The 24,048-nt window shown below is 45.2% G+C and carries 44 protein-coding genes; 41 read left to right on the top strand and 3 right to left on the bottom strand.

From position 1 onward, the window contains the following. Positions 1-41: 41 nt before the first annotated feature. Both QQL66_RS10620 and QQL66_RS10625 read right to left on the bottom strand, forming a co-directional pair. A complete protein-coding gene (locus tag QQL66_RS10620; RefSeq protein WP_284381295.1) occupies positions 42-431 on the bottom strand; it encodes a response regulator transcription factor in 390 nt (129 codons plus the stop codon). A gap of 106 nt (positions 432-537) precedes the next feature. Beyond that, entirely contained in the window at positions 538-765 is a 228-nt protein-coding gene (locus QQL66_RS10625; RefSeq protein ID WP_284381296.1) for a hypothetical protein, read from the bottom strand. A 343-nt stretch (positions 766-1,108) separates the two neighbouring features. On the opposite strand from QQL66_RS10625, the gene QQL66_RS10630 reads away from it, so the two are divergent. Continuing rightward, positions 1,109-1,300 carry a hypothetical protein gene (locus QQL66_RS10630; RefSeq protein WP_284381298.1) on the top strand — a complete coding sequence of 64 codons (192 nt, stop codon included), beginning with the start codon at positions 1,109-1,111 and terminating at the stop codon, positions 1,298-1,300. On the opposite strand, the gene QQL66_RS10635 is transcribed toward QQL66_RS10630, so the two are convergent. Next, positions 1,297-2,415, bottom strand: a complete 1,119-nt coding sequence (locus QQL66_RS10635; RefSeq protein WP_284381299.1) for a S24 family peptidase — start codon at positions 2,413-2,415, stop codon at positions 1,297-1,299. The two genes, QQL66_RS10630 and QQL66_RS10635, sit on opposite strands and share 4 nt — an antisense overlap. 137 nt (positions 2,416-2,552) lie before the next feature. Here QQL66_RS10635 and QQL66_RS10640 point away from each other — a divergent pair, with 137 nt between their 5' ends. From QQL66_RS10640 to QQL66_RS10835, 40 genes are all read left to right on the top strand, one after another. Then, positions 2,553-2,759, top strand: coding sequence for a transcriptional regulator (locus QQL66_RS10640; RefSeq protein ID WP_284381301.1), 207 nt, complete (start codon positions 2,553-2,555; stop codon positions 2,757-2,759). Positions 2,760-2,907: 148 nt separating this feature from the next. Then, positions 2,908-3,651, top strand: coding sequence for a hypothetical protein (locus tag QQL66_RS10645; RefSeq protein WP_284381303.1), 744 nt, complete (start codon positions 2,908-2,910; stop codon positions 3,649-3,651). Continuing rightward, a complete protein-coding gene (locus QQL66_RS10650; protein ID WP_284381304.1) occupies positions 3,648-4,652 on the top strand; it encodes a replication protein in 1,005 nt (334 codons plus the stop codon). Before QQL66_RS10645 ends, QQL66_RS10650 begins: the two co-directional genes overlap by 4 nt. Further along, complete coding sequence (locus tag QQL66_RS10655; protein ID WP_284381307.1) at positions 4,652-5,323, top strand: replication protein P; 672 nt, start codon at positions 4,652-4,654, stop codon at positions 5,321-5,323. Before QQL66_RS10650 ends, QQL66_RS10655 begins: the two co-directional genes overlap by 1 nt. A 153-nt stretch (positions 5,324-5,476) precedes the next feature. Beyond that, complete coding sequence (locus tag QQL66_RS10660; RefSeq protein WP_284381309.1) at positions 5,477-5,686, top strand: hypothetical protein; 210 nt, start codon at positions 5,477-5,479, stop codon at positions 5,684-5,686. Next, positions 5,664-5,882 carry a hypothetical protein gene (locus QQL66_RS10665; protein ID WP_284381311.1) on the top strand — a complete coding sequence of 73 codons (219 nt, stop codon included), beginning with the start codon at positions 5,664-5,666 and terminating at the stop codon, positions 5,880-5,882. The genes QQL66_RS10660 and QQL66_RS10665 overlap by 23 nt, the downstream gene beginning before the upstream one ends. 3 nt (positions 5,883-5,885) lie before the next feature. Continuing rightward, a complete protein-coding gene (gene ssb, locus QQL66_RS10670; protein ID WP_284381313.1) occupies positions 5,886-6,401 on the top strand; it encodes a single-stranded DNA-binding protein in 516 nt (171 codons plus the stop codon). Next, positions 6,401-6,730, top strand: a complete 330-nt coding sequence (locus QQL66_RS10675; protein WP_284381314.1) for a hypothetical protein — start codon at positions 6,401-6,403, stop codon at positions 6,728-6,730. The genes ssb and QQL66_RS10675 overlap by 1 nt, the downstream gene beginning before the upstream one ends. Next, the gene (locus tag QQL66_RS10680) at positions 6,731-7,159 is read left to right on the top strand and encodes a VRR-NUC domain-containing protein (RefSeq protein WP_284381315.1); all 429 of its coding nucleotides are present in this window, start codon (positions 6,731-6,733) and stop codon (positions 7,157-7,159) included. It begins immediately after the preceding gene. A 52-nt stretch (positions 7,160-7,211) separates the two neighbouring features. Then, a complete protein-coding gene (locus QQL66_RS10685) occupies positions 7,212-7,637 on the top strand; it encodes a glycoside hydrolase family protein (RefSeq protein ID WP_284381316.1) in 426 nt (141 codons plus the stop codon). A gap of 24 nt (positions 7,638-7,661) precedes the next feature. Beyond that, on the top strand, positions 7,662-8,045 hold the full coding sequence (locus tag QQL66_RS10690; RefSeq protein WP_284381317.1) for a hypothetical protein: 384 nt from the start codon (positions 7,662-7,664) through the stop codon (positions 8,043-8,045). Positions 8,046-8,078: 33 nt separating this feature from the next. Beyond that, a complete protein-coding gene (locus QQL66_RS10695; RefSeq protein WP_284381319.1) occupies positions 8,079-8,744 on the top strand; it encodes a hypothetical protein in 666 nt (221 codons plus the stop codon). A 108-nt stretch (positions 8,745-8,852) separates the two neighbouring features. Then, complete coding sequence (locus tag QQL66_RS10700) at positions 8,853-9,398, top strand: hypothetical protein (RefSeq protein WP_284381320.1); 546 nt, start codon at positions 8,853-8,855, stop codon at positions 9,396-9,398. Positions 9,399-9,506: 108 nt separating this feature from the next. Next, entirely contained in the window at positions 9,507-10,175 is a 669-nt protein-coding gene (locus tag QQL66_RS10705; RefSeq protein ID WP_284381321.1) for a tyrosine-type recombinase/integrase, read from the top strand. 10 nt (positions 10,176-10,185) lie between these two features. Beyond that, on the top strand, positions 10,186-10,410 hold the full coding sequence (locus QQL66_RS10710; RefSeq protein WP_284381322.1) for a hypothetical protein: 225 nt from the start codon (positions 10,186-10,188) through the stop codon (positions 10,408-10,410). Continuing rightward, complete coding sequence (locus QQL66_RS10715; RefSeq protein WP_284381323.1) at positions 10,407-10,997, top strand: HNH endonuclease signature motif containing protein; 591 nt, start codon at positions 10,407-10,409, stop codon at positions 10,995-10,997. The genes QQL66_RS10710 and QQL66_RS10715 overlap by 4 nt, the downstream gene beginning before the upstream one ends. A gap of 28 nt (positions 10,998-11,025) precedes the next feature. Continuing rightward, entirely contained in the window at positions 11,026-11,196 is a 171-nt protein-coding gene (locus QQL66_RS10720; protein ID WP_284381324.1) for a hypothetical protein, read from the top strand. A 56-nt stretch (positions 11,197-11,252) separates the two neighbouring features. Then, the gene (locus QQL66_RS10725) at positions 11,253-11,420 is read left to right on the top strand and encodes a hypothetical protein (protein ID WP_284381325.1); all 168 of its coding nucleotides are present in this window, start codon (positions 11,253-11,255) and stop codon (positions 11,418-11,420) included. A gap of 132 nt (positions 11,421-11,552) precedes the next feature. Continuing rightward, positions 11,553-11,945, top strand: a complete 393-nt coding sequence (locus QQL66_RS10730; RefSeq protein ID WP_284381326.1) for a hypothetical protein — start codon at positions 11,553-11,555, stop codon at positions 11,943-11,945. A 61-nt stretch (positions 11,946-12,006) separates the two neighbouring features. Beyond that, complete coding sequence (locus QQL66_RS10735; protein ID WP_284381328.1) at positions 12,007-12,339, top strand: hypothetical protein; 333 nt, start codon at positions 12,007-12,009, stop codon at positions 12,337-12,339. Positions 12,340-12,526: 187 nt separating this feature from the next. Further along, the gene (locus QQL66_RS10740) at positions 12,527-12,691 is read left to right on the top strand and encodes a hypothetical protein (RefSeq protein WP_284381330.1); all 165 of its coding nucleotides are present in this window, start codon (positions 12,527-12,529) and stop codon (positions 12,689-12,691) included. Between the two features lie 3 nt (positions 12,692-12,694). Further along, a complete protein-coding gene (locus QQL66_RS10745) occupies positions 12,695-12,970 on the top strand; it encodes a hypothetical protein (RefSeq protein ID WP_284381331.1) in 276 nt (91 codons plus the stop codon). 7 nt (positions 12,971-12,977) lie between these two features. Continuing rightward, positions 12,978-13,163: a hypothetical protein gene (locus QQL66_RS10750; RefSeq protein WP_284381333.1), complete on the top strand. Its 186-nt coding sequence runs from the start codon at positions 12,978-12,980 to the stop codon at positions 13,161-13,163. A 318-nt stretch (positions 13,164-13,481) separates the two neighbouring features. Next, positions 13,482-13,781, top strand: a complete 300-nt coding sequence (locus tag QQL66_RS10755; RefSeq protein ID WP_284381335.1) for a hypothetical protein — start codon at positions 13,482-13,484, stop codon at positions 13,779-13,781. Next, a complete protein-coding gene (locus QQL66_RS10760) occupies positions 13,778-14,278 on the top strand; it encodes a hypothetical protein (protein ID WP_284381336.1) in 501 nt (166 codons plus the stop codon). Before QQL66_RS10755 ends, QQL66_RS10760 begins: the two co-directional genes overlap by 4 nt. A 48-nt stretch (positions 14,279-14,326) precedes the next feature. Beyond that, positions 14,327-14,551, top strand: coding sequence for a hypothetical protein (locus QQL66_RS10765; RefSeq protein ID WP_284381337.1), 225 nt, complete (start codon positions 14,327-14,329; stop codon positions 14,549-14,551). Further along, positions 14,551-15,741, top strand: a complete 1,191-nt coding sequence (locus tag QQL66_RS10770; RefSeq protein ID WP_284381338.1) for an SGNH/GDSL hydrolase family protein — start codon at positions 14,551-14,553, stop codon at positions 15,739-15,741. Before QQL66_RS10765 ends, QQL66_RS10770 begins: the two co-directional genes overlap by 1 nt. 6 nt (positions 15,742-15,747) lie before the next feature. Continuing rightward, entirely contained in the window at positions 15,748-16,125 is a 378-nt protein-coding gene (locus QQL66_RS10775) for an HNH endonuclease (protein ID WP_284381339.1), read from the top strand. 84 nt (positions 16,126-16,209) lie between these two features. Continuing rightward, positions 16,210-16,683, top strand: coding sequence for a phage terminase small subunit P27 family (locus QQL66_RS10780; RefSeq protein WP_284381340.1), 474 nt, complete (start codon positions 16,210-16,212; stop codon positions 16,681-16,683). Further along, positions 16,683-18,347: a terminase large subunit gene (locus QQL66_RS10785; RefSeq protein ID WP_284381341.1), complete on the top strand. Its 1,665-nt coding sequence runs from the start codon at positions 16,683-16,685 to the stop codon at positions 18,345-18,347. Before QQL66_RS10780 ends, QQL66_RS10785 begins: the two co-directional genes overlap by 1 nt. Then, complete coding sequence (locus tag QQL66_RS10790) at positions 18,344-19,555, top strand: phage portal protein (protein ID WP_284381342.1); 1,212 nt, start codon at positions 18,344-18,346, stop codon at positions 19,553-19,555. The genes QQL66_RS10785 and QQL66_RS10790 overlap by 4 nt, the downstream gene beginning before the upstream one ends. Continuing rightward, a complete protein-coding gene (locus tag QQL66_RS10795) occupies positions 19,542-20,195 on the top strand; it encodes an HK97 family phage prohead protease (protein WP_284381343.1) in 654 nt (217 codons plus the stop codon). Before QQL66_RS10790 ends, QQL66_RS10795 begins: the two co-directional genes overlap by 14 nt. A gap of 1 nt (position 20,196) precedes the next feature. Then, positions 20,197-21,402, top strand: coding sequence for a phage major capsid protein (locus QQL66_RS10800; protein WP_284381344.1), 1,206 nt, complete (start codon positions 20,197-20,199; stop codon positions 21,400-21,402). Between the two features lie 60 nt (positions 21,403-21,462). Further along, positions 21,463-21,639 (top strand): hypothetical protein, encoded by a 177-nt coding sequence (locus tag QQL66_RS10805; protein ID WP_284381345.1) that lies wholly within the window; start codon positions 21,463-21,465, stop codon positions 21,637-21,639. Then, positions 21,639-21,962 (top strand): head-tail connector protein, encoded by a 324-nt coding sequence (locus QQL66_RS10810; RefSeq protein WP_284381346.1) that lies wholly within the window; start codon positions 21,639-21,641, stop codon positions 21,960-21,962. The genes QQL66_RS10805 and QQL66_RS10810 overlap by 1 nt, the downstream gene beginning before the upstream one ends. Continuing rightward, complete coding sequence (locus tag QQL66_RS10815) at positions 21,959-22,276, top strand: phage head closure protein (protein WP_284381347.1); 318 nt, start codon at positions 21,959-21,961, stop codon at positions 22,274-22,276. The genes QQL66_RS10810 and QQL66_RS10815 overlap by 4 nt, the downstream gene beginning before the upstream one ends. Continuing rightward, a complete protein-coding gene (locus QQL66_RS10820; RefSeq protein ID WP_284381348.1) occupies positions 22,276-22,734 on the top strand; it encodes an HK97-gp10 family putative phage morphogenesis protein in 459 nt (152 codons plus the stop codon). The genes QQL66_RS10815 and QQL66_RS10820 overlap by 1 nt, the downstream gene beginning before the upstream one ends. 2 nt (positions 22,735-22,736) lie before the next feature. Then, on the top strand, positions 22,737-23,123 hold the full coding sequence (locus tag QQL66_RS10825) for a DUF3168 domain-containing protein (RefSeq protein ID WP_284381349.1): 387 nt from the start codon (positions 22,737-22,739) through the stop codon (positions 23,121-23,123). 2 nt (positions 23,124-23,125) lie between these two features. Further along, positions 23,126-23,584, top strand: coding sequence for a phage tail tube protein (locus QQL66_RS10830; protein WP_284381350.1), 459 nt, complete (start codon positions 23,126-23,128; stop codon positions 23,582-23,584). Positions 23,585-23,654: 70 nt separating this feature from the next. Then, positions 23,655-24,002, top strand: a complete 348-nt coding sequence (locus QQL66_RS10835; protein ID WP_284381351.1) for a hypothetical protein — start codon at positions 23,655-23,657, stop codon at positions 24,000-24,002. Positions 24,003-24,048: the final 46 nt, after the last annotated feature.

A 24,048-nucleotide genomic window follows, 5' to 3' on the forward strand; every position in this document is an offset into this window, starting at 1 on the left:
GCCTTCTTTTGCAAGAGTTCTGGCTGAAATTAGGCTGTTCATTAACATGGTCCTTCTAGTAGCAAAAAGTCTTCTCTTCGGTTTCTGGCGTTTGAATTGACTCGCGCAGAACGTTGTATTCTTACTGGCTCAACACCTTCAAGATTCATTGCGTAATTTACAGAGCCAACAAGTAGAGCAAGGCATAAGAACTCAACAATCCCTTTTCTCAATAGCACTACGGCTAGCTCGGTTCTGTTATCTACCCCCATCTTAAACATGGCGTTCATTAAGCGCTTTGAGACTGTGTATGGAGATATTTTCATTTCCTTGGCTATCTCTTTATTAGAAAGCCCTTCCATAGACCATAGCGACGCTTCAAGCTCTCGATCAGCAAGACCTTGATTTTTATTCCCTTGCACAGTTCTGATTTTGATAGCGTCTTTGTTCATTTGCCTGGTCTGCAGTTGTTTACTTTGTGTATGTATATAAACATAAACTTTATATTTATTTTATGCAAGAAAAAATTCAGACAAAAAAAACCGCCAAACGGCGGTTTTATTTATTCGGTAGGGTAGTTAATGTAAGCAGGCGGCCAGGTGGCCCGCTATCGTTAGCGCAGGTCTTTTTTGCTTTGCTGGCTGATGCTACTTTTTTCATGGCGGCTAGATAGCCTAAAAAGTAATCAACTTTATTTGAAACAGCAGGGTGGTTTTGGCAAATGAACCTGTCAGGCTCATTTCTGATGAGGCGCTGGGCCTCTCGTAAAGCAGTATTGTTTATCATATCCAGTCCTTGTTTTCATTTTTATTTATCCTAGCGCTATACCCATAGTTATGGTGTGTATAATGATAAACACGGTCTACAATGAATGAAAGCTAGATAATTTCTCTCAGTAGAAATTATAACGATTGCAATTTCTCTATATAGAAAATGTGGTGCAAATATCGACGACGATGTAAAGCTGTATCTCGATAGGAAGCGGAGAAGAGCAAGAGCAGATTTTAGAAAGCTAATTAAGGATGAGTTAAAGTACGAATTAAAAGATATCAGTAAAGAGCTAGGTGTCAGACAGTCTGCTTTTAGCAAAAAACTGAACTGCACACAGGAATTTACTGAACTTGAATTAATGTATTTTCAAGAATACAAGGGTATCAGTATTAGACAGGTATTAACTGGAGAGCCAGAAAGCTTTAGTGATGCAGCTGAGGAGTTGGCTGCGTTCATAAGGGAGATTGGACTGGGTGCTGATGCTGTAATGAGTATTAAAATTGCGCTAGAGGCTGCGTACAAAAAGGGCAAGGAGTCTAATGAAGATTAGACCTTGCCACCTCTGAAGATCACTTTACCAATGATAATCGTGTTTTTGTCTTGATTGGCCGAGATGGTTTCCTCTCTGTAAGAGTTGTTATCCGTCTTTACCAAAACAGAACCGTCAATTAATAACTGAAGTCGACGTAGCTGAATGTCATTATTGTACTTGATGGCAAAAATGCCTGGTTCAGTAATGCACTTATTTTCCGTGTCAATCAGAACGGTACTGCCAGGCTGAATCAACGGAATCATTGCGTCGCTGGTGGATTTTGCATAACCCACGTATCGAGCACTGCCGGTGCTTTCAGATATCCATTCAGTAAGAAAGGGGCGGGCCTCTTTGATTATTAGTTCGCCCGATTCTGTGACACGAGGAATAAGGATTACCTCTTGCGTTGGGAGATCACCGTCTTGATCCCAGCTTTTTGCAGCCTTGAATGTACCTGTTGACTCTGTTTTGTAGCTGGCCGGAGTTTCCTTTACACCGTAGTTTATCTGGCTATCTCTAGTCGCCCCTATGGCTTCTGGTGCTTCCAAGCCACCATAGATTGAGATGAAGCAGTCTCTAAGATATTCAACGCCGAAAATGCAGCTTTTTGCATTGATGGCGATCGCGTGCGTATCACCCTCGGTCGTCAATAATTCTAAATCGTCATAAGTCTGTTCACCGGGTGTGTAGGGCTCAGAAACGTACATATCGCGCTTATCAAGTACGCAATACCAGGCCGCTTTTTTGTATCTTAGCTTGATGAATGGAGTAAATTTGGCTGTGTCGACAATCGCCCCTAAGTCGTGAATCCAGTCTTCACTTGTGAAAGATTCAATTTCCCAGCCATGCGCGCTCATTAGCTTCTCAAAGAAGCGCTTAAACTTCGCGCTGTCGCAAATCTTATTGTTTGAATCTAGCCAGTCTGTGGCAATGGAGCCATCCATCATGGATATAAAAAACGAGCGATTCCATTGAATGGCGTCAGCAACGATACCCATTGCCTCTTTAGGTATGGATCTTCTGACAAACCAATTATTAATTCGCTGGTTGGATGGGGCTGATGGATCTATGCGGCGAGCAAGTTCAGCCTTGCTGACGCCCAGACCTTCCATACGAAGATTGATGATTTCCATTGTTCTGTTCATGCCTCGAATTATGAAACAACCCGGATAATTTATATATAAACGGAATGTTTTCAACGTTGTTTATGTTGATAAACATTGTGTATAGTAATAAACTTGGTGATTCAAGACTGAAGGCAGGGATAAAAATGCAAAGACTTTTAGAAGTGTTCGAATCTAAACAAAACATCGCTGAGCTAGTAGGCATCACGCCTGCGGCTGCTGGTCGATGGTTTAAGACCGGACAAGTTCCAGCGAAACAGGTTTTGAAAATTGAAAAGCTTTCAAATGGTGAACTTCACTGTTCCGATATTCGTCCTGATTTATATCCGCCTGAGCGTTTTAAATCCGTTTGATGATTAACAGTTTATGGAATGTTGATGGTGATAAACAGACCGTTGATGAGGCTGTTTTTTCATCCAGTAAAACTAACAAGCAATAAAAAAGCCAGCGAATGAGGCCAGCTTCTTTAATTGCACTACCTTGAGTTTCGAGGCACAGGTAATGAAAGGGAATATATCTCAGAACGAACGGAATGACAAACCCATTTGGTTTGGTGCTGATTTCGCGAAAGATCGCGATTTCTCTCGTCATTGTTTGACACAAGAAAAGCCTAAGTACTATGATAATCATTCACTGGCAAAATCCAGTGACGGGATTGGAACCCCGAACATCAAAAGAGGCGCACAAAGTCGCCCATTTGCTATCGCGGCTTTTTTTGTGCCTGTACTTTCTGAAAGTGCAGAGCATGCCTGCGCGTGTCACATCTGTTTAAGGTGGGCTGGATGGGGAACCTTCGGGTTCGCCGTTTCTCTTTTGGCGGTAGTTCCAACCCGTTCAGCTCACCGCCCCTATGAGATTGGAACCTCTTTGGTGGCGGTTACATTACCAACATCAAAAGAGGGCTCAGCCATGCCTACGCTGACCAATGCACCTACGTGTGCAAAAAATGCCAAACGCATTACCGATAAGCAAGTTAAGCACTTAGAAAACCGACTTGCTCAGCTTTCCCGTTATTTCCGTACCCGCCGAGGGCAATACAGCCTTATCAATCCGCTTATAGCGGGTTTGTGCTATTTCCTTCGCTGCGGTCACATCCGAAACATCAAAACCAATCAATACGCCGAAGCTCAGCTTTGGATCGAAAACGCTTATCTGAAAGCTCAGGAAATGAGAGTGCAGGTAGATAAGCTGGAATCCGACTGTATTAAAGAAATCATCCGAGGCGAGCAAGGAGGTGCGGCGTGAGCAACGTTTACGAACTATCGTCCGCTGGTGGCGATCAAGAGGCACCGAAGAAGATGGCAACACTGGAAGACGGTTACTACCAAGTCGCTCACCAGATCGGCATCGCATTATGTAAGGCTCGTCTCAGCGATAGAGAAAGCCGTCTTGTGCAAGCAGTGATGTTTAAGACATTCAGCTACCACAAGAAAATGGATTGGATATGCAACGAGCAATTATCTGAGTTAACAGCGATTGATATTGGCAATATTGGTAAAACCAAATCTCAGTTAGTAAAGCGTAAGATCTTGGTGTCTGAGGGTAAAAAGCTGGGTCTTAACCTCATTACTGAAGACTGGCAGCTTGAGCCGATAAAGAATAAGCGAGGCGGTAAGAAGAGTCTTCTAACTTTGGTTGAAAAGTCGGGATCGACTCAGAAAAAAGTCGAAGCCAACTTAAACCAAAAAAAGTCGAAGCCGACTTTCGGAAAAGTCGAAGCTGACTTTCGAAAAAGTCGAAGCCGACTTGATTTCGAGTCGGGATCGACCCCCACAAAAGAAGAAACTATTACAAAAGAAACTATTACAAAAGAAATATCTGTTCAAAACGACGATCCACCGGACGAAATAAATTCACCCGTTGAGACCAAACCCAAACGAACCAAAAAACCGGATTCGTTCAAAAAATTCTTTGCCCAATACCCTGCCCACCGGAAAGGGGGGACGGACGCACAAGCCTGGAAAGCTTGGAATTCAGAAAAGTTGGCCGATCAGGATGCTGAAGACGCACTTGCTTGGCTAACCACCACGCAAGCCAATAACCCTGATTGGGGAACGTTGGCAAATCACCAATTCGTGTTTGGGATTACCAAGTTCATTCGTGAACGCATCTGGCTAACCCCGATGCCATTGCAGCGCCAGCAACCCCAATCCGGTGCAAACTGGGTGCCTGACGACGAAGGAAATTTCTACGACGTAGAAAACCCTAACCCTTTCATTCACTCAACGTGCTTGGAGGATTTCTAATGCAAACGGTAACCCAAATAACCCAAGGCATGACTAAGCAATCTCAGCCAGCCAAGCCAGCCCAAGGTGAGTTTCAACAAAAACCCGCTAGGGAATTGAGCCCTGATGCTGTTCGCATTGTGAATTATTTGTTTCAAAGACTGCGCTCGTGCTTCCCAGCATGGAAGAATTCATTTCCTGACGCTGATTCCTGGAAGCTGGCAAAACAGGCATGGGTTGATGCGTTCATTGAGCATGGTATCTGTACCCACGATCAGTTAAATCATGGCATTCGTAAGGCCACCGAAGTTGGCTCTCCGTTCTGGCCGTCGGTAGGTCAATTCGTGCAGTGGTGCAAACCAACCCCGGAAGACTTTGGCCTTCCCTCAGTGCAAGAGGCGTACTTCGAAGCGGCTAAGAACGCCAGTCGTGTTAGATCCCATAAATTCAGTCACCCAGCCGTTCGGTTGGCTGGGGGCGCGACTGGTTGGTTCGAGTTGGCCAGTCAGCCCGAGAGCAAAATTTTCAAGCGCTTTGAGCGGAATTATCAGGTGTTAGTGAATCGAGTAATGGCCGGTGAAGATCTGTCCGCCGAGATTCCCAAGGCGTTGCCTTCTGGGGTAGTGACTCGGCCTGCACCTAAGACGGTTGCCTTGGCTTCGCTTGATCAGCTTAAGGCCGCGTTGTCGTGACAGCAGGCCGAATGATCCGGCTGTTGTGTTCTAACCCATTGTTCCAGTGCTGGTTAGCTCAACAAGTCGGATTACCCAAAGTGGCCTATTTCGGGTGCATCGGAATTCTAAAAAAGCGGTGTGGCGTATCTGAGTTCAGGGAGTTTAAGAGCAATGAGCAAGCAGCAGAAAAACTGGCAGAACACGTTTACCAATTTAACGAATACTGTAAAAAAATACAGTATAATTAGGGTCGTGAAAGACCGCCGTTTTTTTAAGCCAAATAAGGCCGAGAAAAAACGATTGGCTCGTCACTATCAAGAGCTGGCTAGGCAGTTACAGCAAGAGGCAGACCAGTTACATGCCACCGAAAACAGCGGCTGATTACGCAATTGAAATTTACGAGACCAAAGGGAGAGAGCGAAAGTTAGTGCTCTTTTCCAAAGTCCCAGAGCGATTTCAATCAACAGTAAAAAACCTAGTGAAAGAGCAATGCCGAATGGATCGCTCAGCAGAGTTAACCGGTAAAGGCGGTGTGGGTTATGCCGGTTTTGTTCGCTCACGTAAGAATACGAGGTAAATCATGGCAAGAGGAATTAATAAGGTCATCTTAGTGGGTAATCTGGGTCAAGATCCTGATACCCGTTATACGGCCAACAACAACGCTGTGACCAATTTGACCATTGCGACAAGCGATACCTGGACGGACAAACAAACGGGGCAGAAGCAAGAGCGCACGGAATGGCACCGGGTAGTGATGTTCAATAAATTGGCTGAAATTGCTCAGCAGTATTTGCATAAGGGGTCAAAAGTCTACATTGAGGGCTCACTTAGAACGCGCAAGTGGCAAGACGATCAAGGGCAGGATCGATACACCACCGAAATTGTTGCCTCTGACATGCAAATGCTGGACGGTCGTTCCGGCGAATATGGGTCAGATATGAGAGCGCAGCAACAAGCAGAGGCGTATGGGGCTCAACCCCCAGAGCAATCACAAACCCTCAATGCTAACCCCCAAAGCCAAGCCCCGGCACCAGTGGGTGAGTCTTATGAAGATGACATTCCCTTCGATGTATATCAGCGTGGAATGGTGATTTAGTGAGCTTGATTGATGTATTTGGCCGTCAGGACACCATTTCGTGTCCTGATTGTCGCGGGCAATGTTTTGTGCGTGGAGCTACAGCGGTTATGCATGAGTGCGATACCTGTAACAGCGTGGGCTTCCTAAAGACTAATCAACAGGTGGTGGCGTCGAAGTCTGAAGCCAACTACGCCCGCGATAAGGTTATTCAACAGATGCAGCGTGAGATTAACAAGCTCCGCACTGTTGTTGTAGCTAATGACGAGACAGGACCAACCCGAGAAATGGTTTACCCAGAAAATGGGGTGAAGCGTGGGGCGTGTGGTTCTGTTTACCAGGGGGATTAGATGAAACCAGTTCGGAAGACTTCAAAGGCAAGGAAACGGCCAACCGATTATGAAGGGCCAGAGCAGATAGCTTTTATGCTCTGGCTAAAGGTGCATTACCCCTGGGCGGAAGAGGTTTGTATTCATGTGCCGAACGGTGGAAGCCGTAACAAGATCGAAGCGGCCAAACTGAAGAAACAAGGGGTGAAGGCGGGCTTTCCAGACTTGGTGTTCTTTCTCCCCCGTGGTGAATATCACGGGTTGGCGATTGAGTTCAAGGCGACGCCGCCCAATGATGCGGACGTTCAGACGAACCAGAAAGAGTGGTTACAGCGATTAACAGACCAGGGTTATAAGGCAGTGGTTGCCAGAGGATACGATGAAATCAGGCAAGTCTTTAAAGACTATATCAGCGAACCTGCCCCACATGTGCGGAAAGCGGTGGCTTGAAACCGGGTCTCCATTTGCGCCTATTGATACAGTAATGCATGAAGGTAGTTTTATGAGTGAGTTTAGTATTCAACGTTTGAAAGATGATCTGAAACGGCATGAAGGGGTGCGCTCTACTGTGTACACCTGCCCAGCGGGGAAGTTAACCATTGGCGTGGGGCGTAACTTGGAAGACCGTGGGCTGCTGGAATCTGAAATCGATTTTTTGCTGGAAAATGACATTGCTGAGTGTATTCGGTCTGCAAGGCAGTTGGTTATCTCTTTTGATCAATTGAATGATGTTCGGCAAGAAGTGATTTTGAATATGATTTTCAATTTGGGTGCTAGCCGGTTTAGTAAATTCGTAAAAACTATTGTGGCCATTAATGACGGGTTCTTTGAAAAAGCCGCCGCTGAAATGTTGGACAGTCGTTGGGCTACACAAGTTGGTGATCGAGCCCAAGAGTTAGCAGAACGTATGAGAACTGGCCACGAATAACAACCACCAGCAGAGGGCGCTAGGATGCGGAAAAACACCGTTGATCAATATCTTACTGAATGGGCGATTTCAATCATTGAACGAACCCATCCATTGGACGCGAAACCCACGCATTTTAATGAGTCATTGGTGGTTGAGGTTGTGCCGGAATCCGCCGGAAAATCCAAGCCGTTGTGGAATGGAGCGATTAATGAGCCGTTTACGGTGGATCTTGTGTCGCGGGCGCTGTCTGCAAATATGGACGAATGGGGTCATAAAGCCTGTTTGTTGTACTTTTATCCGCAAGGTCGGAGGGTGAGTCAGTCCGATGTGGTGGACCAACTTAAGCAGCTTGGTTTTAAAGCCAATAGGCGGCGGGTAAGTGAAACCATTACGCGCGCTCGGACATTGGTTCGGGTGGTGGCATAAGGTACACTACGGTCTCTTCTTTGGGGGGGCTGTATGAATCAACGAGAACACTTATTTTCCAAACTGACCGAATTAGAGGCGTTGCTGGTGGCGTTCAATGTGGGGGAAGGGGGCTTTGATCCTCTGATTCCAGAAAAGGTAGAGTTCTCGGCCAATCTTCTGTTCGGTATGGCGAAAGAGTTAGGCTGTTTGGATGTGTGCGGCTTGGCTGAACAAATCCGTCGTAAGGCTATTGATAGCGCCTTGGATACAGCTGAAAAAAGCCTGCTGGTGGAAATTCGTCGTGAAGCATGGCGTCATGAAGTTACTCTGGGTCGTTATCAGACTTTGGCCGAAAAGCGAAAACTGAAGTTTGATAAAATCAAAGAAGTCATCACCCCTATCTTAGAAGATCCTGCTCGATTTTCTGTGGACCTATCCGAATATCGACTATTGGTTGAGGGCGTTCGTGCTCGACTGTCAGAAAAAGTCTATGCCAATCTTTGTGCCTACCTGGATGATGGGAAAGTGTTGGGTAAGATCATAAAAGACGTTCGTCACCAGTTAACTTGGTTGTTTGATATTGAGCGTCGTAGCGGTCTGCCGTCTGCTGAGGATGTCGACGAGGCGTTTAGTGTTGAATGGGCAGAATACGATCTTCGGATTAAGCGACATGTTGCCCGAGTCCTTTCAAAGTCCGGTGTTAAGGTGCCGCTGTAGTTTTCCTTTCCGTTAATTCCCTTTTTTAAGTAAATAACACGTTTACTTCTTGCAGCCTTTGTTTGTATACGTTATGTTTATGTTTATAAACTGTTTATAGGTGGCAATATGAACGCATTAAATAAAATCAAAGGAATTACCACTGCTCCCAGTGAGTTTAATTACTCGCTGTCTGAAAAAGCGGGGTGGCGGACTGTGATAGAGGCAGACGTGGAGGCCTTCTTGGCATCTGGTAAGAAAATAAAGGTCTACGACAATTCTGGAAAGGTTCGAATGATTGGCAGTTGGGATGCCAGTTCTGCGAAAAAGCTGAGTGAATTGGGTAAGCAGCGCCGTCCGGATACACCACTAAGCAGGATTGAATTCAACAACCGGGCGATACGTATCTTTATAAACCCCAAAGGGCAGGCCGAATACATTCTTAAAGACGTTGGGTTGGCTTTGGGGATGATGCATTCCTTTCCGTTGCGATTTGCCTCAGTAAAGACAACTCGAAAACTCCGAATGAACGGCGTTAATCGAACCCTTAGCACGGCTCAGTGCGATGATATTGTAAGCGTGGTTTCCAAGATTCCTGGGGATGTTGTCGATGTGGCGCTTCGTGACTACTTTGTTCAATGGCTGGTGGAGCAATCTACTGATCAAGTGGCCTGACGGGTTCTAGCGAATTCCGTGGAAGTGCCGGAATAAGGGGCTAGGATTAATTGGCAGGGGCTAAATTCTCATTGTCTGCATATTTCCAATATTGGAGGTTATACAGACATGAGCAAAGCCAAAGCATTAAAACCCTTCCAAATTAAACACGCCCTTTCCGTCTGCAAGTTGATGACGCATAGCCAAGGTAAACGCTGTGCATTGGTTCTAAGCCATTCAGCTATGCGGGTATCAGAGATAGCACTTCTCGAAACTAAATACGTTGTAACTAAGGCTGGCTTGATACGCCGTGAGATTCATCTACCAGCCGCCATTTGTAAGAACTTGAAGCCTAGAACCATCTGGTTAGGTGGTTCGCTAATCACTGAGATTATTCAGGATTGGATTGATTATAGAAAGGCCAAGGGCTGGGGAACGAATCTTAGCTCTGACGATTATCAAGGCTTGAATCCAGATAGTCGCTTTCTGTTCTCGAACAAAGGCAGGCCGTATGCCATGACCGTTAAAAAGAGAGTTTTGGTCGATGGATCGGTTAAGGAATACAAATCGAGTGACGCGCTAGAAAGCAGCATTAGAACGGTTTACAAGAAAGCCGGATTGCATCAGGCGAGTAGTCATTCAGGGCGTAAGAGCTTAGTTACAAACGGGATAGTTAAACACGGATATTCACTGGCTCAGATGGCAAATTTACTGGGTCATAACGATGAAGAAACAACACTAATTTACGTCGACATTGATCAGCAGAGAATCGCTGAAATGTACGAGGAAGCCTTTTGAGGGACTAAAGATGAAAAACAAACTGACTGATTTGAACGACCACTTATTTGCACAAATTGAGCGCTTGGGTGATGAAGAATTAAGTCATGAGCAGCTGGAAAAAGAGATTGCCCGAACTGATGCTATTACCTCAGTTGCGACTCAAATTATCTCCAATGCGAAGACGGTACTCGAAGCACAGGTCAAGTTAGGCGATTTACCGATGAATCAAAAAGTACCGGAGTCGCTGGGATGAAAGGTCGGCAGATTCAGTACTCAGAACAAGAATTATGCTTTATCAAGTCGCATTGCACCTTGCCGCGTCGTGAGCTGACAGATCGGTTTAATGCCCAATTTGATCGTGCGTTGGAGGTGAGTCACATTGCGGCGCTGTGTAAGCGCAAGGGGTGGCTGACGGGGCGCACCGGCCAGTTTGTGAAGGGGGAAGCGTCTTGGAATGCGGGCACGAAAGGCGTAATGAAGCCAAACAGCGGCAATTTCAAAAAAGGCCATGTGCCTCAGAACCATAAGCCGGTCGGCAGTGAGCGGATCAATGTCGAAGGGTATGTGGAGATCAAGACTCAGGAGCCGAACGTTTACGAGCTAAAACATCGAGTTGTGTATCAGGAGCACTTTGGGGCGATTCCCCCTGGAACCAATGTTTCGTTTCTTGATGGCGACCCCCTGAATTGCGCGCCTGACAACCTGATCGCAATTTCCCGCGCTGAAAGCCTGTTCATTAACAGAAGCAAACTGTCGGGTTTAACCGGGAATTTGAAAGTGGTGGCTAAGAATCTGGCCGCCATGAATGTAAAAAAACACGAACGGGCCAAAGCGGTCTGATCTTAGGTAATTCCGAAACAGGTGATTTATGGATGATTATTGCGAAGTGAGCGGGTGTGAGTATTGTCAAAAATTGCCTGTGTCTGATTACTACGGTTCACGTCTTTGTGATGACTGCATAAAGATGGAGGAAACAACCGATTGGGATCAGTATGAGGAAGATAAGCGCCAGCGAATAGCAGAGCAAAACGAATATTAACGCAGTTGTTCGGCTATTCCGAACAACTCAAACCACGGAAAGTAACAGGGGGATTTATGGCATTAGTGGTTCTTAGTGTTGATCGAGATTTATTACCGCCTCATACAGATGAAGATTTTGAAGATTGGTTGAGGTTTAAAACTGGCGACAAAAATTGGATGCGTGGGGAAAATCCGCTGATAGATGAGGATTTGAAAAGCGAGATACGAGAGATCGGAAAGTAAAAATATTCTGTAAAAAGGCTTGCAACTGTATGACAGTTGTCATACAGTTGTATTCAGAGGTTGAGGCAAAGGGCTTCAATCCAAACCAGAGAGGCGAAGCGCGAAAGCGGGTGAGCCAAAAGGAAAAATAAAATGTCTATCAAAATTTTCACTGCATTCCACCCTTCTACTACTACGGCTATAGAGCGTGGTGAAGTTCAAGAACAATTCGAAATTAAAACTACCCCAAGAAATCTTCTGATTGCTGCAAACGAGCGACTTGAAATATCGCAAATGCAAGAATCTGGATGGGGTAGTATCGGCCATCAGGGAACATGGATTGAGATAGATGGCGTGCGAATTGACAATGATGATATTAGCGAAATTGAAAAAGAGCATCATCAAATCATCAAACAAGATTACGACAGATATAACAAATACGATAAATATCCTAGTCGCACAGAAATCGCTAAAGATTTGATAAATGATGTTAAAGAAAAATGTTACAAGCCGAGAGCTGAAGTCTTGGATGAAATGGATATCTAAGATCTACCGAAATCAAGGATATAAATATATGGACGGCTTTTGTCGTCCTTTAGGATGCCCGATGAAAAAAGAAATTTCCAGAAACCCTAGTTTTACACCGTCGCCCAAACTTCGGAACTTCCTGAGCAATTCAGAGCTTGGGGTTACTCGGTCGCTCAATGAGTTGTTTGATCGGTATTCTATGATGATTGAATTGGATGCTATTCGATTAACGGAGTCCGAAAGGTTCGCGCTCGCTGAACATTTGCAGGGCGTTCTTATGGATGTAATTGCGATTCAGTCAGTGCCGCAGGATGTGATTGAAACTGAGTGTGATTCGTTGATTGAAAAAATGCAGGGCGCGACGTTTGGTCAGGTATTGGCGACGTTAGTTAGATACGAACTGATTAAGTAAAGCATTATCGGAATTTAGTTATGCGGTGGCATGAGGATCGGCGGTTGTATTTTTCAGTGTGGCTATTGCCTGTCAGCTTGACGCTGGTTAGCTGGCTTATCTTTGCTGTCGTTTAGTTTAACGAGAAATAACGCAACTGTCCGGAATTCCCGGATAGTTCAAAGCACGGAGTTTAACGGGGTGAATTATGGCTTTAGTGGTTATCAGTATAGATAGATCAAAGTTGCCTGCTCATACGCAAGATGAATACGAAGAGTGGGTGGAATTCAAAGTGGGTAATGGGTGTATTTCTGATGAAAATCCGCTGTGCGATGTTGATCTTAAATCGACAGTCAAAGAGATCGGAAAGTAGTAGATGCAGCTATCAAGCAAGGAAATAAGCAGCGGTAACGATCTTTCTGATATTGAAGTTTTGCGGAGAGGTTTAAGTGACGAGGGCTGCGGCTGTCCTGAAGAGGAGCTAGTCATATTGAATACTCATGTGACTATTCATTTAGAGCCAGACGGTTCAGGTCATGCGTTCTACGATAGCGGCGATTGGCAAGAAGAAGAGTTGTTTGCTGATGTAACAACAATTCCTGAACTTAGAATTGCAGCTAAAAAGCACCTAGAGAAACTATACGGAATTTAAGGGGTAGATGATGGAATTTACATGGCAACTTGTTCTTTCTTTGGTAGTAACGGCTTTCTTTCTTGGTCGTTTGATTGAGGGTTGGTTCGCTAGGAAAGAGCTAGCAAAGTTAGAGATGGAGGTTGACGTAATTTCAGCGATGTCGGCAAAGCTGAATGCTGAAGTCTTAGAGCTTAGAGAAGTCGTAAAATAAAAATGTTTAGGCATGCACCCTTTAGATTGCTAGGTGGTTATGTGTTTTCTGAGGGGCGTTATCAGTGGATGCCGATGTGCATTAATTTGCATTGTCAAAACAGGGCGGCAGCTAATGGTTTTTTGTGTGTTGGCTGCTATTACGAACAACTACAACAAACTGCGTATTTAAATGATCATTGAAAAGTTAATTATTTTCCTCTTGTGCTGTATGTAACAACAGTGTATAAATGTACATAGAGTGCGATTTTTGCGCTTCGAACCTTTTTACAGTTTTCAGAAAGCTCTCCATTTGGAGGGCTTTTTTTATGGGTGAAATATGGCGACCGTTCAGTATCGGCCAGATATAAGCACAGGCAATATTCTTACTATTGTCACAGCTTTGATATTAGTGGCTGGTAATTACTTCGCCAATGAGCAAAGGGTCGCAACAGCAGAAAGTGACGTTGTGGATTTGCGCTCTGACCTCCGCCTTCTTCAAACACAGTTTAACGAGTTAAGCTCGCAAAACGCTCAATACAACAGTCGTCTAGATTCTCTTGAATCCTCAATGAAAAGGGTTGAAGAAAATGTTAACTGGCTTGTTCGAAACGAAATTCAAAAGGATACGCGCAAATGAAACTGACAGCTTTGATTATTGCAATATGGGCCGCACTTGCGTCAACAATGGTGTTTGCCGCCAGTCCGGAAGAAGTCGCAAATACCCTTGATGCGGTTCTTGGGTTGCTATCAGCCGCAGCTTATCTACTGCCTGCCCCAGTTCAGGGTGCCATTTTTATTGGTACGTCTGTGATTGCGTTGGTAACGCATGGGGTGAAACATATCCCACAAGATACTCGCAAAAAGTTACTAGGCAAAGCCGACCCTGTTGTGATGGCTATTGCTGGTAATACAAAACATTGCGCCAATGGTGGAAGCGTACCAGAGCAGGTTGCTGAGAGGTTGGACGAAAAAGTACAGGTTATTGCTTCCGCTCTGAATGACTCTATCCAGACTACAAGTCAACGGGTTATCCGTTCTGAGTTAGATAAGCAAAGCGCTGATATTACAGGAACAATAACTAATTTTGCTCACAAACTTACCCAACGCACAGATGATCGGCATCGTACCAAGTGATACCTATTTAATATCCGATAAAATCATTTTTAATTAAGGAAATATGGCATGTTGTTAGAGCACGATAAGCAATACAGCCATTCAGGCGGGCCAATTATTTTTACCATTAATGTTGGCGTTGGTTCTGCAGAGCTGTATATCAAAAAAGAGGCTAATCAAGGCTGGGTTAAATGCTCTGATGCTGTATTTACTGATAATGATGTAAAGTCAATATCAATGGATATTTGCTTGTTTAAGTGGAAACTTACCGGTGATGCAACGGTGGCTGCGTAATGTCTTTGGTTCGGGCATTGGTCAGCCCTCTGGTTTCAAGATTGTCAAAATCAGTTTTTTCAATGCTGGATATTGATACTGTCGTCATTTTTGGCGCGTCAATTATGGAGCAATCGTTTTCCGATTCAGAAGATACGGTGTCTAAATTTTTAGACGCCGGCATTTTTGTTGATGTTTTTGAAAGAGCGACCAGTGGAGATGATACCACTCAAATGTTAGCTAAGCTGCCCGCCGTTATTACCGAGTTCCAATCAATCGCGGCACGGACGTTATTTGTAATTCATTGGGGCGGGAATGATGTCTCAAGAGACGGGCCGTTCCCTGGTGGGGCAGATACAATGGAAGCTAACATGCGCTCAATGTTATCAGACATTAAGAGTGCCGGTTTTAAGATAATGATGAGTGACATTTCTTATCGAGTGCCCCCTGCTTCGAATCCTTCGCAGCCGTATAACGATGCTTTTATGTATCAATTGCAGTCAGAGTACAACGACGTAGATTGGTTCTTACAGCAGTTCACATTTGATAATCAGGTAGATATAGAAACGGATGGAATTCATCCAGGTGCAGTACTAGAAGAAAAAATACGACAATATCTAGTCGTACAATCCAAAGCATACATAAAGCCTGTAGCAGTAGAGACGAGCATTGTTAAAGATTTGGTAATAGAGTTCGGGGCTGGTGCTCTACTTAAATACCGATCCCAATTGAATTCCATCGACGCGAATGGAACAATTTTCGATCTTAGAAACTCGGATTACTCAAAAATTGTGGGTTCGTCGGTAACGGTAACCGGTGCCTATGGAACCAACACGTCAGGCCGAGGAAATACCGCAGATATAGGTAATGATACGGCGTCACTATTTAATGATGAATGCCTAAAAGACAGTCTATATATCACCTCCTCAGATACGATTTATGTCGATTTAAGCGGACTGCCACTTGATGATGCTGGTTTATACACGGTAGGAGTAACTGCAAGCCGAAAGTCTGATACAGGCACAAAGGTTAGTGAGTACACTGTTGATGGCATTACTTTGGCGCTAGATGCTGAATTAAGTCCGCCTGGTCAGGTTTACTTCAATAATGTTACCGGCGCGAATCTCAGGTCGAATGGTATTCAGGTTGCTGTTCAAGATGGTAGTTCTTTTGGGTATATAGGTATTGCAAGTATAACTGAAGCAGGATGATTGAATATGCCAAATGCCGCAAAGAAACCTTGTTCTAAGTTTGGTTGTAAAGAGGTAGTCGAGCGTGGCCAGCGCTTTTGTTCTGACCATAAGGCACTTCATCAAGAGACTATCGACAAGCAGCGTGGCACAGCAGCCCAGCGTGGCTATGGGTCTCGATGGCAGAAAGCTCGTCTTGGTTTCCTAAGAAACAATCCGCTATGCCTACACTGTCATGCAGAAGGTTTAACCATCAGTGCTACTGTAGTTGATCACATTATCCCGCATAAAGGTGATATGGCTTTGTTCTGGGATCGAGCCAACTGGCAACCGCTTTGTAAGCGTCATCACGATATTAAAACAGCTACTGAAGATGGTGGCTTTGGTAGGGGGAGGGGGGTGTAAATCTCTACACCCTTTTAGACCTAGACCGCCGCCCAAGTCATTTATGCACACCCGCGAAACTCAAAACTTTTTTTTGGACGAATTATGGCAAGACCAGCAAAGCCGACAGCTCTAAAAGTTGTGACGGGTAACGCGGGCAAGCGTCCGTTAAATAAGAACGAACCAAAGCCAGAGGTTAAGCGGCCTAAAGTCCCGGCTCATCTGAGCCCAAAAGCAAAAACAGCGTTTCGTGGCTTGTGTGATCTTTTGGAGAACATGGGTGTTCTAACCATTGCCGATGGTGTCGCACTGGAACTGATGTGTGATGCGTATGCAGAATGGCGCGATTGTCGAAAAGTGGTTGAAAAAGAAGGCCGGACCTATCAAACAACCAGCATGGCGGGTGAGCTTGTCTACAAAGCAAGGCCTGAAGTAGCAATGGCATCTGATGCGTGGAAACGTCTAAAGGCGATGATGGGGGAGTTCGGCTTAACTCCGGCCAGCCGGACAAAGCTGCAAACCAACAAGCCTGAAGAAGTTGATCCACTAGAAGAGTTTTTAAATCGTAAACGCTCTTGATGGAACACAACAGTGCATCGGTTAATGATGCAATTCAGTACGCTAATGATGTAATTAATGGCGCTATTGTCGCTTGTCACTGGGTTAATAAAGCCTGTGAACGTTTTAACCGTGACTTGGAAGGTGGCGTAGCTCGGGGAATATTCTTCGATAGAGACGATGCCCAGCATGCGTTAGATTTTTACCCGCTGTTCACGACTCATGTGAAAGGTGCCTTGGCTGGGCAACAGATTGAGTTAGAGCCCTGGCAATCCTTTATTATTGCCAACCTGTTTGGTTGGAAAGAAGCGGCTACTGGCAAGCGCCTATTTAGAACAGCGTACATCGAAGTGGCTCGGAAAAATGCTAAATCGACTCTGAGCAGTGGATTAGGCATTTACATGCTGGCCTTTGATGGTGAGGGTGGTGCTGAGGTTTACAGTGCTGCTACCACCCGAGATCAAGCGCGCATTGTTTACGCTGACGCTGAGGTGATGGTTCGTAAGTCACCTGCGCTTAATAAGCGGTTAGGCGTCCACAAAAACAACATCCATCACATCAATTCAGCGTCCAAGTTTGAACCGCTCAGCTCAGATGCTAATACTCTGGATGGTTTGAATATTCATTGCGGGATTGTTGACGAATTACATGCGCACAAAACCCGTGATGTGTGGGATGTACTTGAAACGGCGACCGGCGCCCGTGAACAACCCTTAATCATTGCGATTACCACTGCTGGCAGTAACAAGCATGGCATTTGTTACGAGCAAAGAACGTACTTAACTAAAGTCCTGAATGGACAGGTTGAAGACGACACGTACTTTGGAATTATCTACACCCTGGATGAAGATGACGATTGGCAAGATGAGGCCAATTGGATCAAGGCTAACCCGAATTTAGGGGTTAGTAAAAAGATTGACGACATGCGGCGCTTGGCAAAGAAAGCCGCTGAAATGCCAACAGCACGTAATAACTTCCTAACCAAGCATTTAAACATTTGGGTTCAGGCTGAAACCGCTTGGTTAGATATGGATAGATGGGATCGTTGCCCTAAATCCACGATAGATATTAGCCAGCTTCCTTGTTTTATCGGCCTTGACTTGGCTAATAAGTTGGATGTGGCTGCATTGGTCATGCTGTTCTGTCATTCAGACGGAACTAAGCACCTAAAGTGCAAGTTCTATCTTCCTGAAGACCAGATTCATAACAAGTCCAAATCGATTGGCAATATGTACCAGTCGTGGGCCGAGTCGGGATATCTAACCCTGACACCCGGGAACATTATTGATCATGAGTACATTGAAAGTGATCTGCGAGACCTATTAGCCGAACACGACGTTCAAGAAGTCGCGTTTGATCCGTGGGGGTCTACTCAATTGGCCGTTCGGTTAGTTGAAGATGGGGCGCCAATGGTAGAGGTGCCTCAAACGGTCAAGAACTTCTCTGAATCAATGAAAGAAGTCGAAGCATTGGTTCTCTCTGGCAAATTACATCACAACGACAACCCAGTTCTGAACTGGATGGCGTCCAATGTGGTAGCCAAGATCGACAAGAACGAAAACATATTCCCGAACAAAGACCATCCGGATAACAAGATTGACGGCATGGTCGCGTTATTTACCGCTATGAATCGCGCACTTTGCCACTCTGGTGAAACCGCCGCGCCGCAAATTAGGTTCCTATGAAGCTATTCGGTTTACAAATTACCAGGGCGAAGAACGCCGATATCATAGACACATCAGAAAAGCTGGCCTCTGCATTAGGCGGTTGGAGTATGAGTACGTCGGGCGTGGAAATCAATGCTCGTAATGCCATGCAGATTGGCACTGTCTTTATGTGTGTTCGTGTACTGGCTGAGTCAATCGGTATGTTGCCTCTACGACTGTATGAAGAGGTAGGCGGCAGTAAGAACTTAGTTTCAGGCGTCAGGTTGGCTAATTTACTGCGTAATGGTCCGAATGACTTCATGACCGCTCAAGAGTGGAAAGAGTGTGTGGTTACGCATCTTTGCTTGCGCGGGAATCATTATAGCTATGTTAACAAGGTTCGTGGTGAGCCAAGAGAATTGCTGCCTCTGAATCCGGATGCTGTCAAGCCGATCATTAACGATGACTGGACCATTGAATACGAAGTCACCTTTCCAAACAAAATAAAGCGAACACTGAGTCAAAATGAAATTCTGCATATCCGGTTGTTTAGTGTCGATGGTGTTAATGGGTTAGGGCCGATTCAGTGGTGCAGAAACGGCTTAGGATTGGCTAAAGCAACTGAAGATCATGGTTCGCGCTTATTTAAAAACGGTGCTCACCCGGGTGGTGGCTTTCAAACTGACCAAACTCTAAAAGATGAGCAATACAACCGCCTAAAAGATCAGTTGGACACCTTCAATAGTGAAGGTGCACACAAGCCTCTGATTCTGGAAGGTGGCTTAAAGTGGCATCAAATTTCATTGTCTGCTGAAGACGCCCAGTTCTTAGAAACGCGAAAGTTTCAGCGAGCCGAGATATGCGGAATGTTCCGGGTGCCGCCGCACATGATTGCAGACCTTGAGCGAGCGACTTTTTCCAATATCGAACACCAATCCTTAGATTTTGTTCAGTCGGCTCTTATGCCGTTCATGACGAGGATTGAACATCGATTAGCAAAATCACTGCTTAAGCCTACCTCTAATCAATATTTTAAGTTCAACGCCAACGCGCTACTTCGTGGTGATATCAAGTCTCGTGGTGAGTTCTATACAAAACTGCAGCAAGCAGGGGCCTTAAGCCCTAACGAAATTCGTGAATTGGAAGACATGAATCCGCGTGATGGCGGGGACGTATATCTAACACCGCTCAACATGGCCCATGACGGCAAGCCCATTAAAGAAGGCAGCAACAATGCTCAAGAATAAAAGCTTTAACTTAGAAATTAAGTCTGTCTCTGATACTGGTGAGTTTTCCGGTTATGCCTCTGTGTTTGGGGTCAAAGACAGTCATTCAGATATTGTCTTGCCTGGTGCATTCAAGAATACGCTTGAGAGGTGGACTGAAAAAGCATCGTTACCGGCTATGTTGTGGATGCATAACATGAATGAGCCGATTGGTGTCTACACAGTCATGAAAGAAGATGAGAAAGGACTCTATGTCGAAGGGCGCTTGTTAGTTGATGACGACCAACTAGCTAAGCGTGCTCATGCTCATCTTAAAGCAAAGAGCATTTCAGGCCTTTCTATCGGTTACAACATTATTGATGAGGAATGGAGCTCTGAAAAAGGGGCTTGGCTGCTCAAAGATATCGAACTATGGGAAGTCTCATTAGTAACCTTTCCTTCAAATGATGAATCTCGAATTAATGATGTGAAGGCCGCTTTCAGAGAGGGCGAACTTCCAAAACCTTCATTAGTAGAGAAATTCCTGCGAGACGCTGGATTTTCACGATCTCAGTCAAAGGCTTTTATGGCCAATGGCTACAAGGCTCTGCGCGACGCAGATACCACCGCGCCGGATTTATCGGCACTTAAATCTCTTACATCCATAATTAAAGGTGAATGATATGACAGATGTCGCTGCAGAAATTAAAGAAGTTACAGGGGCGCTGCAAAGCGCTTTTGAAGAATTCAAAACCAAAAACGATAAGCGTATTGACGGTGTTGAGTCCGAGAAATCAGCGCTGGCTGATAAAGTCGATTCATTACAAAGCAAGTTGAAAGAGCTGGAAGAGATTAAAACCAATCTCGAAGCGCTTGAAACCAAACAGAACCGCATCGGTTCTAATCACTCCAAATCTCCTGAAGCAGAAGCGCATAAAGCTGGATTCTTGAAGTTTATGCGTAAAGGGGATGATACTGGTTTGGCCGATCTTGAACAGAAGGCATTGAATACCACAGCTGATGCCGATGGTGGGTTTGCTGTACCTGAAGAACTGGATCGTGAAATTTCTTCTCTATTGCGTGATGCTAGTCCTATGCGGCAAGTGTGTCGTGTGATCACGGTATCCAGTGCAGACTACAAAAAACTAATTAATAAGCACGGTGCTGCTACTGGTTGGGTAGGGGAAGAAGATTCCCGTCCAGGCACAGGAACACCACAATTGGCGCAAGTAACCCCGTTTATGGGTGAGATTTACGCCAATCCCGGTGCGACACAAACTATGTTAGACGACGCTTTCTTTGATGCGGAAGCCTGGTTATCAGAAGAAGTGCGATATGAGTTTGCCGCCGCAGAAAATACCGCATTCACTTCGGGTGATGGTCTTAAAAAACCTAAAGGTTTGTTGGCTTATGCGACATCATTGAATAACGATGCAACACGTACTTTTGGTGAAATTCAGCACAAAGTTTCTGGTTCATCCGGTGTTATTGCAGCCGACGATATCAAGAAATTCCCTTATCTAATGCGTGCGGCTTATCGGGCTGGCGCGTCTTACATGATGAACACCAATTCACTTGGTGAAATCATGGTTCTGAAAGATTCGCAAGGAAACTACCTCTGGCGCCCAGGTTTAGAAGCTGGTCAACCGTCTACATTGGGTGGTTATGGACTGGTTGAAAACGAAGACATGCCAGATATCGCGGCGAACGCTAATGCGATTGCTTTTGGTAACTTCCAGCGAGCGTATTACATTGTTGATCGTCTGGGAACGCGAGCTCTTCGTGATCCGTTCACTAATAAGCCATACGTGCATTTCTACACGACTAAGCGTGTGGGTGGTATGCTGGTGGATTCTAACGCCGTTAAGTTCCTGAAAGTCGCTGCTTAATTTTAGGATTTAATTCACTAAGAGAGCCTTTCGGGGCTCTTTTTGTTTGGAGATATTACTGTGGCTCATGAGATCACAAAAGACTTTCGTTTCAGCGAGAATGGCGCGATCGTTACGGACTACACACAAGGTCAGCAATTTGAATCGTTACCAGAAAACACTCTTAAATATGCGACCGAAAATAAGTTTGTTAAAACCATCAAGGCTGTCGATAAGCCGAAGGACGAAGACGCGTAATGCTCTCTCTAGACGAGTTAAAAACGCATCTTCGGATTGATGGCAATGATGAGGATGGATACCTGTCCTCATTGTGTACGATGGTCTCTGAGGTGGTTGAAGCTGATCTAAATCGTAAGCTTTATGCAGATCAAGCCGCACTTGATGCAGATTCAGAAGCAACTGAAAACGCCTTGATTGTAAATGAAACCATTAAAGCAGCAGGTAAGCTGTTAGCCGGGCACTTCTACGAGAACAGGGAGTCGACCACCGTTCGCAGTTTGAAAGAAGCGCCTATGAGTTACCGGTTTCTAATTGATAAATATCGGTGGCACCCGGTATGAGCGCGGGCCAACTTCGCCACCGAGTCACGTTTGTTAAGAAAAGCTCGGTTAAAAATGCCATTGGCGGCACGTCCACGGCCTTTGAAACCGTTGCAACGCTTTGGGCCAATATCAAGCCTGGCTCAGCGTCTGAAAACGTTGAGTCAGACAAGCACACGTCTGAAATCAGCCACACCGTAAGAATCCGCTACAACCCCAACATTAATGCGGCGTTTTTTATCCAGTACCAGGGCCGCACATTCCAGGTTGAAGCCGTCATCAATGAAAACGAGCGTGACCGATATATGCTGTGTGAATGCGTGGAGCTAACGTAATGGATATCGAATTTAACGTAGAAGGGCTGAAAGAGCTGGACGATGCTCTCAAAGAGTTAGACATAAAAACTCAGGGCCAGACTATGCGTAAAGCATTACGAGAAGCGGCCATGCCGGTTAAGTCTGAAATGTTGCAGCGCCTTAAAACGAATTGGGGCGAGAAAAGCGGGGCATTAGCAAACGCGATCACTATGACGTCCCGAGTAGTGAACATTAATAGTCGCCGGGCGGGTAGTAAATCCGACGTTACGGTTCAGATTGGTCCTACCAAACGAACGGCATCCATTAGCACCGAGGCGGGTGTTAAACAGTCTTCGCCAACCTACGCTTTGCACCTGGAATACGGAACCCGACACATCAAAGCGCGGCCTTTCATGCGGCCAGCCTTGCAAAACAATTACCGGCGGGTTGTCTCTAATTTCAAGAAGCGCGTTCGAGAATTGATCGAAAAAACCTAGTCATGATTGAAACAGCAATTTATACGCTACTCACTGAGTCGGCGGGCCTAACTGCGCTTGTTAATGATCGAATTCAACATCATGTGCTTGGTAACGATGCGACTTATCCAGCATTAACGTATTTCGTTCCAGCCGATACACCAGATCAACCAATCACGGGCGCCAGCTATACCAACCGTGCACTAATTCAAGTTGATGTCTGGTCTGAAGACAGTCTAGAAGCTGGTCTTGTTGCTGCTGAAGTTATTAGCGCACTTAGAAATTACAAAGGCACGAAGTCAGGTGTTCGTGTCTTGCTTATTCGGTTTGAAGAACAGTCTTCAGACTACGAACAAACCACACAACACTACCGAAGAACCATTGAACTTACAGCATATTACGAGGGTTAATCATGCCTAACACACCAATGACTGCCTCTAATGATCCAACACAGGCGTTTAATACACAGGGCACCATCATTGGTGTAGAAAGCGCCACCCCTGGTACATACACACCGATAGTTGAAATTTCAGATATTGGCGATCTATCTGAAAGCATTGAATTAAAAGATGCCAGCCATCTTGGCAGTACAACCAAAGAGTATATTGCAGGAAAACTCAAAGAAGGGGCTGAACTGCAGTTATCTGGTAACTGGATTACAGGTGCAGCTTCACAGACCCAGATTCGAACTGATTTAAACGCAGGTACGCGACGTAACTACCGAATTCAATGGCCGGATCAAAACAATACTGACTGTACGTTCCTGGCAATTATTACGAATTACTCGATCGCAACGGCTCAAGATGACAAAGCAGGCTTCAGCTTTAGTCTGAAAATTGTCGGTGATTTGAGTTTCGATACTTACAGCTAATCGTTCTTCCTCATCCAGCTCCTTTAGCCCTCTCTTGAGGGCTTTTTTATCCATTTAAAGAGATTCTCTAATGAGCGTACTAAATAAGATTCTTGCAGCGAATGACCTTAAAACAGAAGAAATGGCTGTTGAAGAGTGGGGTGTGACTCTCGTTCTTCATGAGTTCAATGCAGCTAAGCGCGGCATTATCGCAAGCATGTATCGGGACGAAGAGTTGGTGACGAAAACTCCTTACTTACTGATGGCTAAAACATTGGTGTTAGGGGTGTCTGATCAAAACGGAGATGACGTATTCAGTGATGAGGCGATTAACCAGGTGTTAGAGAAGAACCCACAAGTGATTGAGCGTATTTATGACCGTATCAACAAGTTAAATGGTATTGGTCCGGCCAATGAAGAGGAGCTTGAAAAAAACTAATTAAAGACCAGGCGCGGCGCTTTCTTTTCCGGTTAGCACTTCGTCT

This window comes from Litoribrevibacter albus (assembly GCF_030159995.1).
GTDB classification, from domain to species: Bacteria; Pseudomonadota; Gammaproteobacteria; order Pseudomonadales; family Litoribrevibacteraceae; genus Litoribrevibacter; species Litoribrevibacter albus.